Here is a 12,674-nt window from a genome sequence, read left to right as displayed (position 1 = left end):
CTCGAAGCCGAGGCGCTTGGGCTTGCCGCCGCGTGAGCCGGCACCCTTGTGGCCGAGGCCGGCGGTCTTGCCTTTGGAAGCCTCACCGCGGCCGACACGCTGCTTGCGCTTGTGCTTGCCGGCGGCCTTGAGGATGTCGTGAAGAAGATTCGGATTGCTCATGGAACTGTGCTCCTTTGACTAAGCGGCCGGGAGCTGGCCTCGCGGGGGAAGAGAAAGTTTGAAGTAGGAATGCTGAATGCTGAACTGCCTGCTCTGGCCGCATTCAGCATTCACACTTCCTACTTGCCGGCTTCAGGCGGCGACGGTCTGCAGCTCGCCCGCGCCCTGTTCCAGGTCGACGCCGCGACGCTTTTCGACGTCGCCGCGACTCTGGAGCTTGCGGAGGGCGTCGATCGTGGCCTTGAGCAGGTTCTTGGGGCTCGTCGAGCCGTAGGCCTTGGTCAGCACGTCGCTCAGGCCGGCGAGTTCGAGGACGGGGCGAACCGTCTTGCCGGCGGTGACGCCGGTGCCGGGAAGGGCCGGGATGAGCTTGACGGTCGACGCGCCGCTCTTGCCGATGGCGACGTGCGGGATCGTCGTGCCCTGCATCGGGAACTTGAAGAGGCTCTTGCGGGCTTCCTTGGACGCCTTCTCGACGGCCGAAGGGACCTCGTTGGCCTTGCCGTAGCCGATGCCGATGCGACCGGTTCGGTCACCAGCGACGACCAGAGCTGCGAAGCTGAACGTTCGGCCGCCCTTGACGACCTTGCTGCAGCGGTAGATTCGGATCACGCTCGACTCGACGCCTTCGTCGTCGATGTCGCGACGACGCTCGCCGCGGTTGCCGCCACGCTGCGGACCGCCGGACTGACCACCGCGACCACGGCCACCACCACCCTGGCCGCCGCCTTGTCCGCCTTGGCCACCCGTGCGTGGGCCGCCGGGGACGACGGGGCCGACCTTCGCGGCCGGTTCGATCGTCGGGGTCGACAAGACCGACTCGGGCGTTGCCGTCGCCGGAGCCGCATCACCGGCCGGAGCCGCATCGGTCTTGGGGGCGTCGGCAGCCGCGTCGGCGCCTTCGGCAGTCTTGGGAGCAGTGTCAGGGGTTTCGTCAGGCATCGGTGTCGGTGCGGAGCGTTGGGTTAGCCGGTCTTGGATATGGAAGCCGCCGCGTCAGTGCCGGCAAAGGGTGCTGCGGACGCGGCGGTGATGTGTCGTTGTCAGCTCAGAACTGGAGACCTTCTTCACGGGCGGCGTCGGCCAGAGCCTTGACGCGGCCGTGGTAGCGGCGGCCGTTGCGGTCGAATGCGATCTGCGTCACGCCCGCTGCCTTGGCCTTCTCGGCGACGGCTTTGCCGACCGCCTTGGCGGCGTCGACGTTGCAGGTCGAGCCGTCGGAAACGACCGAGCTCTTGCCGAGCGTGCCGGCGGATGCCAACGTGCGGCCCGCCATGTCATCGATGACCTGGGCGTAGATGTGCTTGCCGCTCGGGAAGACCGACAGCCGCGGCCGTTCAGACGTGCCGACGATCTTGTGGCGGATGCTGTACTTGCGACGCTGGAGCCGCTTGGCCTTGAGCTTGTTCTTGTCTGCCATCGTGTGATCCTTTCGGGAGCCCGCTTGTGGCGACGGAGTGTGCGTCGGCCGCGGACGATTGGGGCTTCTTACTTACCGGTGGTCTTGCCGGGCTTGATCTTGACCTGCTCGCCGAGGTAGCGAACGCCCTTGCCCTTGTACGGCTCAGGCTTGCGTGCGGCCCGGACGTAGGCGGCGAACTGGCCGACCTGCTGCTTATCGATGCCGGTGACCTCGATCTTCGTGTTGCCGTCGACGCTGACGTTCAGGCCGTCGGGAATGTCGCGCGTGATCTTGTTCGCGAAACCGACGGCCAACTCGAGCTTCTTGCCCTTGAGGGTCGCGGAGTAGCCGACGCCCTGGACTTCGAGCTCTTTCTTGTAGCCCTCGGTGACGCCGACGATCATGTTGGCGATGAGGGCACGCGTCAGGCCGTGGAAGGCCTTGCTCTGCCGCTGCTCGTCGCGACGGGCGACGACAACTTCCTCGCCATCGACCTTGACCTCGATGGCCGGCTGGGCGGTGTACGAGAGCTTGCCCTTGGGGCCTTCGACATTGACGGTCTGGCCGTCGACGCTGACCTTGGCACCCTTGGCGATCGCGACGGGTTTCTTTCCGAGACGGGACATGGCAGTTTCCTTTGAGGCTCACGCCGCAAGAAGCGGCGGCTTCGAGGTGGGTGAATTCAGGCGACCTGGCACAAGAGCTCGCCGCCGACGTTTTCGTCGCGGCACTTGCGGTCGCTCATGACGCCGCGGCTGGTGGAGACGACGTTGATGCCCAGGCCGTCCAGGACGCGGGGCATGTCGGCAACGCCGCGATAGACGCGTCGGCCGGGCTTGGAGTAGCGACGGATCTCCTGGATCGCCTTGTCGCCGCCGAGCGTGTACTTGAGGTGGACGCGGATCATGCCCTGGTGGCCGGTGCCGGGCGCGTCCGGGACGTCGTCGAAGCCTTCGATGAAGCCCTCGTCCTTGAGAACGCCCGCGATGCCACGGCAGACCTTGCTCGCCTTGACGAGAACCGACTTGCGGCCGACTCGGTTGCCGTTGCGGATGCGGGTCAGCATGTCCGCGATGGGGTCCTGCATGCTCATAGTGCGTGTCTTCGAAAGGAGCTGTAAGCGAGTAACCTGATAGCTGCGAGCGGCATTACCAGCTGCTCTTGCGGACGCCGGGAATCATGCCCTTGAGGGCGAGGTCGCGGAACTGGTGACGGCAGATGTTGAACTTGCCCATGTAGCCACGCGAGCGGCCGGTCAGGGCGCAACGCTTGTGGCCACGCACGGGCGACGAGTCGCGCGGCAGGCGGGCCAGCCCGGCGTAGTCGCCCTCGGCCTTGAGCTGCTGACGCTTCTCCCAGTGCTTCTGACGCAGTGCGTCGCGCTTCTTCTGCTTGACGATCCAGGCGGTGGTGGCCATGTGGTAGGGTTCGGTGGAATCAGCCGCGATCAGGCGGCCTGGTCTTCTTTGCGGAAGGGGAAGTCGAAGCCGTTGAGCAGCGCCCGGCCCTCGTCGGGCGTGGCGGCGGTCGTGGCGATGGTGACGTTCATGCCCTGCTGGTAGGTCGCCGACGCCGAGTCGATCTCGGGGAAGACGACCTGCTCGTTCAGGCCGAAGTTGTAGTTGCCCTGCTTGTCGAAGCTCTTGGGCGACAGGCCGCGGAAGTCCTTGACGCGCGGGATCGCGAGGTGGATCAGGCGATCTAAGAACTCGTACATGCGGGCCCCGCGGAGCGTGACCATCAGGCCGGTCTCCAGACCTTCGCGAACCTTGAAGCCGGCGACCGACTTCTTGGCCTTGGTGCGGACGGGCTTCTGACCAGCGATCTGCGTCAGCTCTTTCTCGGCGAGTTCCATGCGGATCTTGTCGCCGGCAACCATCGCCTTGCCCAGGCCCATCGAGATGACGATTTTCTCGAGCTTGGGAATCGCATGCAGGTTCGAGTAGCCGAACTGCTCCTTGAGCTTCGGCACGACGGCGTCGCGGTAATGCTTCTGCAGACGCACCGGCGGAACGTCGGTGTTGGGCCGCTCCTCGGTCTTGAGGGCAGTCACCTTCTGCGGGCGTTGTTCTTTGCTTCCTTTGGCCATCTGGTGGTTCCTTTCGCCCTATCTCAAACGCGGCCGAGGCTGGCGCCGCTCTTGACGGCGACGCGGTGCTTCACGCCATCACGCTCTTCAAACCTGACCCGCGTCGGCTTGTCCGATTCCGGATCGACGACCATCACGTTGCTGACGTGCAGCGGCCGGTCGATGCGGCGGCGCTCGCCCTTGGGGTTCTGCTGCGTGGGCTTGACGTGCTTCCACGCCTGGTTCATGCCCTCGACGAGCACCTTTTCGGTGTCGCGAAGCACACGCAGCACCTTGCCGCGTTTGCCCTTGTCGTCGCCGGTGATCACTTGCACCGTGTCGCCACTTCTAATCTTGGCAGCCATGTCTGTGTTCCTTGGGGGGTGCGGGTGAAACCGGTTGCTACCAGACCTCCGAGGCCTGGCTGACGATCTTGCTGTAGCCCTTCTCACGCAGCTCGCGGGCGATCGCGCCGAAGATGCGGGTGCCGCGCGGGTTGCCGTCGGTGCCGATGAGCACGGCGGCGTTCTCATCAAAGCGGACGTAGCTGCCGTCGCGACGCTTGGTCGGGTAGCTGGTGCGGACGATGACGCAGCGGACGACCTGGCCTTCTTTCACCTCGCCGCCGGGCAGCGCCTTCTTGACGCTGCAGATGATCTCTTCGCCGACGGCGGCGGCGGGACGCGTCATGCCGTGACGCCGGCTGGTGCTCCGGCCGAGCACCTTGATGCACATGACCTGCTTCGCACCGCTGTTGTCGGCGACGTCGAGATAGGACTCTTGCTGGATCATTTCGGAGGAGCTGTTAGCTGTTAGCGGCTAGGGCTTAGTCAGAAGAGAAAGTCGGTTCGCGGTCTGGTTCCGGCTCTGGGCTAGGCCCTAGCCGCTAACAGCTAGTCACTATCGATTGTCCGGGCCGCGCTCGACGATGCGGAGCAGGCGGTGGTGCTTGGTCTTGGAGAGCGGGCGGCATTCGGCGATCAGGACGGTGTCGCCCTTCTTGGCCTCGTTGGCCTCGTCGTGGGCCTGGACGACGCTGCGACGCGTCAGGTACTTGCCGTACTTGGGGTGCATCGTCTGGTAGTTCATCTGCACACGGATCGTCTTGTCGGCGGCGTCTTGGGTGACGACGCCCTGACGGGTGCGGAGAGCCGGGCGAGACGGCGCGGTAGCTGTAGCGGCAGAGTCGGCCATGGATTCAGAAAGTGGCTTAGGCGGTGGCGGTCGTGTCGGCGGCGAGCTCGCGCTGGCGGAGCAGCGTCTTGAGCCGGGCGATGTCGCGGCGGGTCTTCTTCGGAAGGCTCGTGTCCTCGACCTTCTCGATCACGCCCTGAACACGCAGGTCGAACAGCTTGCGCTGCAGGTCGGCCAGCTCCTTCTCGACCGCGTCGGTCGACTTGTCCGTGTAGTCCTTGAGCTTGATGGCCATGTCAGTCGGTCGAAGTAGAGGAACGGGGTTCAGGCGGCCGGCGTGTGCTCGGCGGCGTGGCTGGTCTGGGCGCGGGTGACGAAGCGGGTCTTGATCGGCATCTTGTGGGCCACGCGGGCCAGGGCCGAGCGGGCGACCTCTTCGGTCACGCCCGCGATCTCGAACATGATCGTGCCAGGCTTGACCTTGGCCGCGTAGTAGTCGATGTCGCCCTTGCCCTTACCCATGCGAACTTCCAGCGGCTTGCCGGAGACCGGCGTGTGCGGGAAGATTCGGCGGAAGAGCTTGCCCTGGCGACGCAGGTAGTGGCTGACCGCGATTCGGCCGGCCTCGATCTGGCGGGCGGTGATCCGCTCGGGCTCCAGGGCCATCAAGCCGTACTCGCCGAAGACGACAGTGTTTCCCCGGCTGGCGTTGCCGCGGATGCGACCCTTCATCTCCTTGCGGTACCGACGACGTTTGGGCATCAAGGGCATGACGTTCTCCTAGTAGTGAATCAGGGATGCGATTGATGCCTCAGCCACGACGGCCGCGACGCTGGAAGCCACCCGGGCGGGTGTCGGTGTCCTCGACCGGGTTGTCGTACCGGCCGCGGTAGATCCAGACCTTCACACCGATCGTGCCGGCCTTGGTCTTGCTGACGGCGTAGCCGTAGTCGACGAACGCCTGCAGCGTGGTGAGCGGGACCGAGCCGGTCGTCTGCTTCTCGCTGCGGGCGATGTCCGCCCCACCGAGTCGGCCGCCGACCTGGATGCGGACGCCCTTGGCACCCGCGTTCTTGCAGCCTTCGAGCCGCATCTTGAGCACGCGGCGGAAGCTGGCACGCTTCTTCAGCTGCTCGGCGATGCCTTCGGCGACGAGCTGGGCGTTGAGGTCCGGGTTCTTGATCTCGATGACCTTGATCGGGCCGATCTTGCGGTGGATCGTGTCTTCGAGTTCCTCACGCAGCTTGTCGACCTCCGCACCCTTGGGCCCGATGACGAGGCCTGGGCGGGCGGTCTTGAGCGAGATGGTCACCTCTTCGCGAGTCCGCTCGATGATGACCTCGCTGACCGCCGCAAACGGAGGCCGGCGATTGAGCTTGTTGTCGATGTACTGGCGGAGCTTGTAGTCCTCGACGAGGAACTCGCCGTAGGCCTTCTTGGGCGCGTACCACTTGGACTTATGGTCCTCGGTGATGCCGATGCGGAAGCCGACCGGATGTGTCTTCTGTCCCATGTCTTTGCGTCTTCTGGGTGAGGAGGATCGGGTCGATTAGCGTTCGTCGACGCTGATGACGAGGTGGCTGGTCCGCTTCATGATCGGGTGCGCCTTGCCGCGGTCCTTGGGCTGAAAGCGCTTGATGGTCGGGCCTTCGTCGGCGCGGGCCTCGGAGATGAAGAGGGCTCCGGTGGTGCCGGCATTGGCGGGGTTCTCGTTGTAATTGGCGACGGCGGTCTTGACGACGTTGCTGACGAGGAAGCCCGCTCGACGCTTGTTGAACTCGAGGATGCTCAGCGCGTCGTCCACGTCCCGGCCGCGGATCATGTCCATGATCAGCCGCGCCTTCCTCGGGGCGGTGCGTGCGAAGCGATGGGTGGAGCGTGTGGGCATCGGAGAGTCCAGAAAGCTAAAGGCGTGAAGCTTGAAGGAGGGAGGTCAGAAGGGTCACTTCTTCTTGCCGGCCGTGTGGCCGCGGAAGTTGCGGGTGGGGCTGAACTCGCCGAGCTTGTTCCCGACCATGTCTTCCTGGACGAAGACCTTCTTGAAGTCCTTGCCGTTGTGCACCTCGAAGGTGTGGCCGACGAAGTCTGGGATGATCGTGCAGGCCCGGCACCAGGTCTTGATGGGCTTCTTCTGGTTGGCCTCATTGAGGGCTTCCACCTTGAAGTAGAGCTTCTCGTCGACGAAGGGACCCTTTTTGCTGCTGCGTGACATGGGAGAAGATCCTTAAGCGTTGACGGTGACCTTGCGGGGCTGCTGCTTGCCCATCTTGCGACGACGCAGGATGAACTTTTCGCTGGCCTTCTTGCGATCGCGAGTGACGCCACCCTTGGCCGGGACGCCGGTGCGGCTGACGGGGTGCCGGCCGCCGTTGCTGCGACCCTCACCACCGCCCAGCGGGTGGTCGATCGGGTTCATCGCCTTAGCGCGCGTGTGCGGGCGGATGCCCATGTGCCGGCTGCGACCGGCCTTGCCAATCTTGACGTTCTGGTGGTCGGTGTTGCCGACCTGGCCGATCGTCGCCCGGCAGTCGCTGCGGAGGCGACGCTGCTCGCCAGACGGCAGGATGATGACGACGTACTGCCCTTCCTTGGCGGCGAGGCGGGCCGCGTTGCCGGCAGAGCGGACGAGCTTGCCGCCCTGGCCGGGGTTCATCTCGATGTTGTGGATCGTCAGACCCGTCGGGATCATGCTCATCGGCATGCAGTTGCCCGGCTCCGGCGACGCCCCTTCGCCGTTCATGACCTTTCGGCCGACCTCGAGCCCGACGGGGGCGAGGATATAGGCCTTGTCACCGTCTTCGTACTCCAAGAGTGCGATGAAGCAGGTGCGGTTGGGGTCGTACTCGATCGTCTTGACAACGGCGGGGATGCCGTCCTTCTTGTTCCGCTTGAAGTCGATCTTGCGGTAGAGGCGCTTGTTGCCGCCGCCGCGATGTTTGGCGGTGATGACGCCGTGGTGGTTGCGGCCGCCGGTCTTGGTGAGGCGTTCGCAGAGCGACTTCTCCGGCTTGGTGGCGGTGAGCGTCGCCTTGTAGTCGATGACGCTGCCGTTACGCCGGCCTGGGCTCGTCGGGTTGTAGACCTTGATGGGCATGGCTGGTGTGGTGGCAGGTGACTAGAAGAGCTCGATGCGATCGTCGCCGGCGAGGACGACGATGGCCCGCTTCTTATCCGACTTCTTGGCGATGCCGTAGCGGGTACGACGGCTCTTGCCCTTGCGGACGATGGTGCGGACGTCGGCGACGGAGACCTTGTAGAGCTCCTCGATGGCGTCGCGGACCTGGGCCTTGTTCGCGTCGGGGTAGACCTCGAACGTGTAGGCGTTGTGCCGGCCGGCAGCCCAGGTCGTCTTCTCGGTGACGATTGGCCGGCGAATGACTTGCGTGGCGTCCATGGCGGGTGCGTACGAGGTCAGGAAATTCAGGCGGCCAGGAGCTGGTCGAAGCCGGCGCGGGTCAAAAGAACGACGCGGTTCCGGAGCACATCCCAGGCGTTGAGCTGGGCGACGCTCGTGAACCGCGTCTCGGCGAGGTTGCGGCCGGCCCGGAAAAGGTCGGCGTTCTTGGCCTTGTGGTCGTCGGCGTTCGGGAGGGCAAAGAGGACCGTGCGGTCCAGGCCAAGGGCTTTCCAGTAGCCGGCCATGTGCTTGGTCTTGACCTCGGGCAGGTCGATGTCGTCGACGATCTTGACGCTGCCATCCTGGAACTTGGCGAGCAACGCGTTCTTCGTGGCGAGGCGACGCTGCTTCTTGGGCATGTCCTGCGACCAGTCCTTGGGCAGCTTTTGCTTGGCATGGCCACCGCCGCGACGGATCGGGTTGTTCTTCTTGCCCATGCGGGCGTTGCCGGTGCCCTTCTGGCGATACATCTTCTTGCCAGAGCCCTGGACTTCGCCCCGGCCCTTGGTCTTGTGTGTGCCCTGCCGCTGATTGGCGTGGTACATCACGATGGCCTGCTTGATGAGGGCGGGCCGGACCTCGCCGCCGAGCTGCTGCTCGTCGACCTGGACGGTGTCGACCTTCTCACCGGCGGTGTTGTAGACGGGAACGTCGATCATCTCAGGCGGCCTCCGACTTCTTGGAGCGTTCTGCGAGGGACTGGTGGATTTCGAGCAGGCCGCCGTTGGCACCGGGCAGCGGGCCCTTGATGAGCAGGAGGCCGTTTTCGGCATCGACCTTGACCACCTTGTGGTTCTTGGTCGTGACCCGCTCGTTGCCCATGCGGCCTGCCATCCGCAGGCCCTTCTTGGGCCGACCGTTGAAGCCGCGGTTGGTGGCTCGGCCGCCGATGGAACCGGGCGAGCGGTGCTTCCGCTCGGTGCCGTGGGTCGCGGGCTGACCGCCGAAGTTGTATCGCTTCATCACGCCCTGCGTGCCCTTGCCCTTGCTGGTGCCGACGACGTCGACCTCGGTCACGCCCTCGAAGACGCTGACGTCGATGGTCTCGCCGACGGCCTTGTCGCTGGCGTCCTTCAGGCGAACCTCGCGGTGCACCCGCTTGGGCGACACGCCTGCCTTGGCATCGTGGCCGATGACCGGGAACGTGCTGTGCTTGGCCTTGGCGTCCTCGAAGCCGAGCTGGACGGCGAAGTAGCCGTCAGCCGTGTCGATCGTCTTGACCTGCGTCACGTCACACGGGCCGGCTTGGACGACGGTGACAGGCACTTGACGACCTTCGTCGTCGTAGATGCGTGTCATCCCGATTTTTCTGCCGAGGAGTGCGGGGTACATGGCGTCGCGGGTCAGAGCAGCCGGGGTTCACCGGGCTGATGCCCGCCCTCAAGTGGGGCGTTGGTTCCGTTTGGCCGAAGTGGCGACGGACTTCTGGGGCCGGTCGCTCTACCCGGGGTTTCCCGGAGTTTCGAGGTCTTGGCTGACCTCCGCGACAGGCGATGAGAGCGTCTCGGGCGAGACTGGGTTGTTCCGACGTGCCGGCCAATTCCGGCGGGTCGCCAGCATAGGCCGGCCAGGGCCGCTGTCGCAAATGGCAGCGGGATTTTGTGGCCGGCCAAGGCCGGAGACGTCAGTGCGTCTTGATCTTCACGAAGACACCGGCCGGAACCACGAGGCGGTTGAGGCTCTCGATCGTCCGGGCCGTCGGCTCGGTGATGTCGACGATGCGCTTGTGGGTCCGCATCTCGAACTGCTCACGCGACTTCTTGTCGACGTGAGGGCCACGCAGAATGGTGTACCGCTCAACGCGCGTCGGCAGCGGGACCGGACCGCAGACGCGGGCGTTGGTCCGCTTGGCCTGCTCGACGATCTCGCGAGCGCTGCCATCGAGCGCCCGATGATCGTAAGCCTCCATGCGGATTCGAATGCGGTCGCCGGTCATGATCTGCGTGCTTTCTCTTAGCCGGCCACCATTTAGCCGGGCGGGCACGCTAGGCGGCAGGTGCTCGAAGTCAACGGCCGAACTGCTCGACGGCTCGTCGCACATCCGCCTGCTCGGGGTCCAACTCGAGCGAACGCTCCCACGCGTCGATCGCCGCCTGTCGGAGCGAGTCGTCGATCCGGCCGCCGATGTCCCACAGGCGAAGGCGGGCCGAGCCGAGCGTCGACCAGGCCTCGGCGTCTTCCGGCAGGATCAACAGCAGCTCGCCGATCGCCTCCTCTGCCGACTCGTAGGCGGCCGCAGCCTGTGCGTCTTGACCGTCGCCGAGGAACCGCTCGCCCAACCGCAGGTGCAGCAGAACGAGGCGACGAACCGGCTCAGCGTCGTTCGGCCTTAGCCGGCGGACCTGGGCGAGCAGATCTTCCGCGACCCGCGCGTCGAACCGAGCACCCGCCACATCCGCCGCCAAGAGCAGATCCTCCGGCCGACGCGGGTTGTCGTTCTCGGTGAGTTCGAGCAGGCGATCGATCGCCTGGGACGCCTGTTCCAGCTGCCCCACAGCGAGCATCGCCATCGCCGTCTGACGCCAAGCCGCTGCCGATCGCGGGTCCAGATTGACGGCGGTCGATAGGTACGTCGTCGCCTCATCCGCGCGATCGAGCGCGACCAGCGACGTCCCGGCACCCAGGTTCGCGCCAAGATTGTCCGGTTCGAGCTGCAACGCGGTGAGGTAGCGGTTCAACGCCGCCGAGTACCGGCCGAGTACCGACAAGCTATCGCCCAGGAGCACATATGACCGCGCCGTGTTCGGATCGCGCTCAACTAACACCGTGAAAGCCTCGACCGCCTCAGTCGCATCGCCGCGGGCGAGCAGAAGCTCTCCCATCATCCGATAGGCAACGATGAGATTGTCATCCGCGGCCACCGCGCGCCTCAGCAGGTCGACCGCCAGCTCCTCCTCGCCCCGACGACTCGCCAGCGACGCCTCGACGAATAGCCCGAGCCCGCCCGGCGGCAGCTCGATGTCGGCGAACCGGCTCGTCTGCACCTCCGCCTCCGGTGACGACGACGACGCACAACCACTCATCACCGCAGCGGCGAGAGCGACACAGACGATGGCCGGCGATCGTGACATCATTACAAGCGGAAGTCTTTACCCTTCACCAGCTCCGACCAACGGCCGCTGGAATATCGGCCCCGGCGACATTACCGGACCTTATTGCCTTGAACGCGGAATATCAAACAAAACCCGAACGCACATCTGGAGCGGACATCACTCAATGAGCGTCGTCGACCGCGACCATCGGTCCAACAGCGGTGTCAGCAGCGCGACGCCCGCCAGAGCAGCGAGCGGTGCGACGTTCGGCTCGACGTACCGCTGCATCGCCGCCATCGCGACGCCGATCGCAACCGCGTAGGGGAAACGCCAGCTGTTCCGCAGCGGACGCAGACTCGACAACGGCGCCAGCAGCATCGCCCCGAACAGAATCGGCCCGGCCAGCAGCTCGTAGTGGACGAACGTCAGCCCGGTCGCCCAGCCGACCCGGGCTCCCGGCAACTCGCCCATGCCTCCGATGCCGGCCAGGTGCGTCCAGACCGTCGAGAAGTCGTCGACCGCGGCCACCACCGGCATCGTGGCGAGCGACACGTACGCCGAGGCCACGACGACGATGGCGATGCGTGCGTCGGCCACGCCGCGAAAGCACAGGACCAGTCCCGCTGCCACGACCGCCGCCGCCCCGCCCATGCCGATCGGTGCGGGATGGCCCAGCAGCACGACGTCTTCGGGCGGAGGGAGCCGTTCGCTGACGACGCTCGCCATGGTCACACGCCGGCCCTCGGCGTGGAGCTCGGCATTGCCGTAGGCCGAGAGCACCATCCGTGCCGACGCGAGCCGCCGGGCGTCAGGAGTACCGACCTCGTCTGCGCGACGCGAGACCCACCGAATGCCCGCGAGATCGTCGACGGGCGAACGCGTGGAATCCACCAGATCGCCCGTGACCGCCGTTTCCCATCGCAGCACGCTCGACGGCTGGGCGGCCGGACCGAGTGCGGCCCACGTGAGCAACCCCGCCGTCAGTGCCGGCAGCACGCCGATGCCGAACCGGGCCGCAGTCAACCAGACGAGCAGAACGAGCGTGAGCCCCGTGGCGATCGGTGCGGCCCACATGGCGGACGCGTCGCCGTCGAGCGTCGTCGTGGCCGCGAGGTGCGCCGGCAACAAGGCCGCGGCGACGAGTGCCGACCAGAGCAGGTGCGCCGGTTCCATCGCCTGGCCGCGTGGCCCGACGCGTCGCAGGGCCACCCACCCGACGGCCGTCCCGAAGACGACGAGCAACACTGTCGCCGCCCCACGCCAGCCGAAGACGATCAGCCCCGGCAGAAACGCCACGATCATGGCCGTCAGATGGACGCCCGCCCACGCGCGAATCGGGTTGTCGGTGCTGGCGAGTCTCATCCGAAAGCCGCGCGACGGTACCGCTGCTCCCGCTACACGTCACGCCCCGCGCCGACCCGTCGACGGTTTGCCAACCGGATCAACGCCCTCGTCGCGATGTAGACCGAAGCCGTCGGG

At 65.8% G+C, this 12,674-nt stretch carries 22 protein-coding genes; all 22 read right to left on the bottom strand.

All coding sequences use genetic code 11. The features are described from left to right. The coding region (locus tag AAGI46_10750) for a 50S ribosomal protein L15 (GenBank protein MEM1012682.1) at positions 1 to 162 on the bottom strand (162 nt) is incomplete at its 3' end. Positions 163 to 294: 132 nt separating this feature from the next. Next, complete coding sequence (rpsE, locus tag AAGI46_10745; GenBank protein MEM1012681.1) at positions 295 to 1,104, bottom strand: 30S ribosomal protein S5; 810 nt, start codon at positions 1,102 to 1,104, stop codon at positions 295 to 297. Positions 1,105 to 1,210: 106 nt separating this feature from the next. Then, on the bottom strand, positions 1,211 to 1,582 hold the full coding sequence (gene rplR / locus AAGI46_10740) for a 50S ribosomal protein L18 (GenBank protein ID MEM1012680.1): 372 nt from the start codon (positions 1,580 to 1,582) through the stop codon (positions 1,211 to 1,213). Between the two features lie 68 nt (positions 1,583 to 1,650). Continuing rightward, positions 1,651 to 2,190, bottom strand: a complete 540-nt coding sequence (gene rplF / locus AAGI46_10735) for a 50S ribosomal protein L6 (GenBank protein MEM1012679.1) — start codon at positions 2,188 to 2,190, stop codon at positions 1,651 to 1,653. A 56-nt stretch (positions 2,191 to 2,246) separates the two neighbouring features. Next, positions 2,247 to 2,657, bottom strand: coding sequence for a 30S ribosomal protein S8 (rpsH, locus tag AAGI46_10730; GenBank protein MEM1012678.1), 411 nt, complete (start codon positions 2,655 to 2,657; stop codon positions 2,247 to 2,249). 55 nt (positions 2,658 to 2,712) lie between these two features. After that, positions 2,713 to 2,982, bottom strand: coding sequence for a 30S ribosomal protein S14 (gene rpsN / locus AAGI46_10725; protein ID MEM1012677.1), 270 nt, complete (start codon positions 2,980 to 2,982; stop codon positions 2,713 to 2,715). A gap of 29 nt (positions 2,983 to 3,011) precedes the next feature. Beyond that, positions 3,012 to 3,653 (bottom strand): 50S ribosomal protein L5, encoded by a 642-nt coding sequence (rplE, locus tag AAGI46_10720; GenBank protein MEM1012676.1) that lies wholly within the window; start codon positions 3,651 to 3,653, stop codon positions 3,012 to 3,014. Between the two features lie 23 nt (positions 3,654 to 3,676). Continuing rightward, complete coding sequence (gene rplX, locus AAGI46_10715; GenBank protein MEM1012675.1) at positions 3,677 to 3,997, bottom strand: 50S ribosomal protein L24; 321 nt, start codon at positions 3,995 to 3,997, stop codon at positions 3,677 to 3,679. A gap of 37 nt (positions 3,998 to 4,034) precedes the next feature. Next, complete coding sequence (gene rplN / locus AAGI46_10710) at positions 4,035 to 4,424, bottom strand: 50S ribosomal protein L14 (GenBank protein MEM1012674.1); 390 nt, start codon at positions 4,422 to 4,424, stop codon at positions 4,035 to 4,037. A gap of 108 nt (positions 4,425 to 4,532) precedes the next feature. Further along, positions 4,533 to 4,826: a 30S ribosomal protein S17 gene (gene rpsQ, locus AAGI46_10705; protein ID MEM1012673.1), complete on the bottom strand. Its 294-nt coding sequence runs from the start codon at positions 4,824 to 4,826 to the stop codon at positions 4,533 to 4,535. Positions 4,827 to 4,842: 16 nt separating this feature from the next. Continuing rightward, complete coding sequence (gene rpmC, locus AAGI46_10700) at positions 4,843 to 5,061, bottom strand: 50S ribosomal protein L29 (protein MEM1012672.1); 219 nt, start codon at positions 5,059 to 5,061, stop codon at positions 4,843 to 4,845. Between the two features lie 29 nt (positions 5,062 to 5,090). After that, positions 5,091 to 5,537 (bottom strand): 50S ribosomal protein L16, encoded by a 447-nt coding sequence (gene rplP / locus AAGI46_10695; GenBank protein ID MEM1012671.1) that lies wholly within the window; start codon positions 5,535 to 5,537, stop codon positions 5,091 to 5,093. Between the two features lie 40 nt (positions 5,538 to 5,577). Beyond that, entirely contained in the window at positions 5,578 to 6,279 is a 702-nt protein-coding gene (gene rpsC / locus AAGI46_10690; protein ID MEM1012670.1) for a 30S ribosomal protein S3, read from the bottom strand. A 36-nt stretch (positions 6,280 to 6,315) separates the two neighbouring features. Then, positions 6,316 to 6,654 carry a 50S ribosomal protein L22 gene (gene rplV, locus AAGI46_10685; protein ID MEM1012669.1) on the bottom strand — a complete coding sequence of 113 codons (339 nt, stop codon included), beginning with the start codon at positions 6,652 to 6,654 and terminating at the stop codon, positions 6,316 to 6,318. Between the two features lie 54 nt (positions 6,655 to 6,708). Then, positions 6,709 to 6,978, bottom strand: a complete 270-nt coding sequence (rpsS, locus tag AAGI46_10680; protein ID MEM1012668.1) for a 30S ribosomal protein S19 — start codon at positions 6,976 to 6,978, stop codon at positions 6,709 to 6,711. A gap of 12 nt (positions 6,979 to 6,990) precedes the next feature. Continuing rightward, positions 6,991 to 7,860, bottom strand: coding sequence for a 50S ribosomal protein L2 (rplB, locus tag AAGI46_10675; GenBank protein ID MEM1012667.1), 870 nt, complete (start codon positions 7,858 to 7,860; stop codon positions 6,991 to 6,993). Positions 7,861 to 7,881: 21 nt separating this feature from the next. After that, positions 7,882 to 8,160, bottom strand: coding sequence for a 50S ribosomal protein L23 (rplW, locus tag AAGI46_10670; protein MEM1012666.1), 279 nt, complete (start codon positions 8,158 to 8,160; stop codon positions 7,882 to 7,884). A gap of 26 nt (positions 8,161 to 8,186) precedes the next feature. Then, positions 8,187 to 8,822, bottom strand: coding sequence for a 50S ribosomal protein L4 (gene rplD / locus AAGI46_10665; GenBank protein MEM1012665.1), 636 nt, complete (start codon positions 8,820 to 8,822; stop codon positions 8,187 to 8,189). Between the two features lies 1 nt (position 8,823). Continuing rightward, positions 8,824 to 9,495, bottom strand: a complete 672-nt coding sequence (gene rplC, locus AAGI46_10660) for a 50S ribosomal protein L3 (GenBank protein MEM1012664.1) — start codon at positions 9,493 to 9,495, stop codon at positions 8,824 to 8,826. 292 nt (positions 9,496 to 9,787) lie between these two features. After that, positions 9,788 to 10,099, bottom strand: coding sequence for a 30S ribosomal protein S10 (gene rpsJ / locus AAGI46_10655; GenBank protein MEM1012663.1), 312 nt, complete (start codon positions 10,097 to 10,099; stop codon positions 9,788 to 9,790). Between the two features lie 70 nt (positions 10,100 to 10,169). After that, positions 10,170 to 11,234, bottom strand: coding sequence for a tetratricopeptide repeat protein (locus tag AAGI46_10650; protein ID MEM1012662.1), 1,065 nt, complete (start codon positions 11,232 to 11,234; stop codon positions 10,170 to 10,172). A 138-nt stretch (positions 11,235 to 11,372) separates the two neighbouring features. Beyond that, positions 11,373 to 12,557 carry a hypothetical protein gene (locus AAGI46_10645; protein ID MEM1012661.1) on the bottom strand — a complete coding sequence of 395 codons (1,185 nt, stop codon included), beginning with the start codon at positions 12,555 to 12,557 and terminating at the stop codon, positions 11,373 to 11,375. Between the last annotated feature and the right edge of the window lie 117 nt (positions 12,558 to 12,674).

The organism is Planctomycetota bacterium (genome assembly GCA_038746835.1).
GTDB lineage: Bacteria > Planctomycetota > Phycisphaerae > Tepidisphaerales > Tepidisphaeraceae > JBCDKH01.
Note: the sequence above shows the minus strand (reverse complement) of the source record. Positions and strands in the feature narration are given on the sequence as shown.

Bases quoted from the DNA above. Each gene is read 5' to 3' on its own strand.
- rpsQ (MEM1012673.1), bottom strand. From the start codon at position 4,826: ATGGCCGACTCTGCCGCTACAGCTACCGCGCCGTCTCGCCCGGCTCTC.
- rpsE (MEM1012681.1), bottom strand. From the start codon at position 1,104: ATGCCTGACGAAACCCCTGACACTGCTCCCAAGACTGCCGAAGGCGCC.
- AAGI46_10645 (MEM1012661.1), bottom strand. From the start codon at position 12,557: ATGAGACTCGCCAGCACCGACAACCCGATTCGCGCGTGGGCGGGCGTC.
- rplB (MEM1012667.1), bottom strand. From the start codon at position 7,860: ATGCCCATCAAGGTCTACAACCCGACGAGCCCAGGCCGGCGTAACGGC.
- rplP (MEM1012671.1), bottom strand. From the start codon at position 5,537: ATGCCCTTGATGCCCAAACGTCGTCGGTACCGCAAGGAGATGAAGGGT.
- rpmC (MEM1012672.1), bottom strand. From the start codon at position 5,061: ATGGCCATCAAGCTCAAGGACTACACGGACAAGTCGACCGACGCGGTC.
- rpsH (MEM1012678.1), bottom strand. From the start codon at position 2,657: ATGAGCATGCAGGACCCCATCGCGGACATGCTGACCCGCATCCGCAAC.
- rplN (MEM1012674.1), bottom strand. From the start codon at position 4,424: ATGATCCAGCAAGAGTCCTATCTCGACGTCGCCGACAACAGCGGTGCG.
- rplX (MEM1012675.1), bottom strand. From the start codon at position 3,997: ATGGCTGCCAAGATTAGAAGTGGCGACACGGTGCAAGTGATCACCGGC.
- rplW (MEM1012666.1), bottom strand. From the start codon at position 8,160: ATGGACGCCACGCAAGTCATTCGCCGGCCAATCGTCACCGAGAAGACG.
- rplE (MEM1012676.1), bottom strand. From the start codon at position 3,653: ATGGCCAAAGGAAGCAAAGAACAACGCCCGCAGAAGGTGACTGCCCTC.
- rpsS (MEM1012668.1), bottom strand. From the start codon at position 6,978: ATGTCACGCAGCAGCAAAAAGGGTCCCTTCGTCGACGAGAAGCTCTAC.
- rpsC (MEM1012670.1), bottom strand. From the start codon at position 6,279: ATGGGACAGAAGACACATCCGGTCGGCTTCCGCATCGGCATCACCGAG.
- rplV (MEM1012669.1), bottom strand. From the start codon at position 6,654: ATGCCCACACGCTCCACCCATCGCTTCGCACGCACCGCCCCGAGGAAG.
- rplR (MEM1012680.1), bottom strand. From the start codon at position 1,582: ATGGCAGACAAGAACAAGCTCAAGGCCAAGCGGCTCCAGCGTCGCAAG.
- rplC (MEM1012664.1), bottom strand. From the start codon at position 9,495: ATGTACCCCGCACTCCTCGGCAGAAAAATCGGGATGACACGCATCTAC.
- rplF (MEM1012679.1), bottom strand. From the start codon at position 2,190: ATGTCCCGTCTCGGAAAGAAACCCGTCGCGATCGCCAAGGGTGCCAAG.
- AAGI46_10650 (MEM1012662.1), bottom strand. From the start codon at position 11,234: ATGTCACGATCGCCGGCCATCGTCTGTGTCGCTCTCGCCGCTGCGGTG.
- rpsN (MEM1012677.1), bottom strand. From the start codon at position 2,982: ATGGCCACCACCGCCTGGATCGTCAAGCAGAAGAAGCGCGACGCACTG.
- rplD (MEM1012665.1), bottom strand. From the start codon at position 8,822: ATGATCGACGTTCCCGTCTACAACACCGCCGGTGAGAAGGTCGACACC.
- rpsJ (MEM1012663.1), bottom strand. From the start codon at position 10,099: ATGACCGGCGACCGCATTCGAATCCGCATGGAGGCTTACGATCATCGG.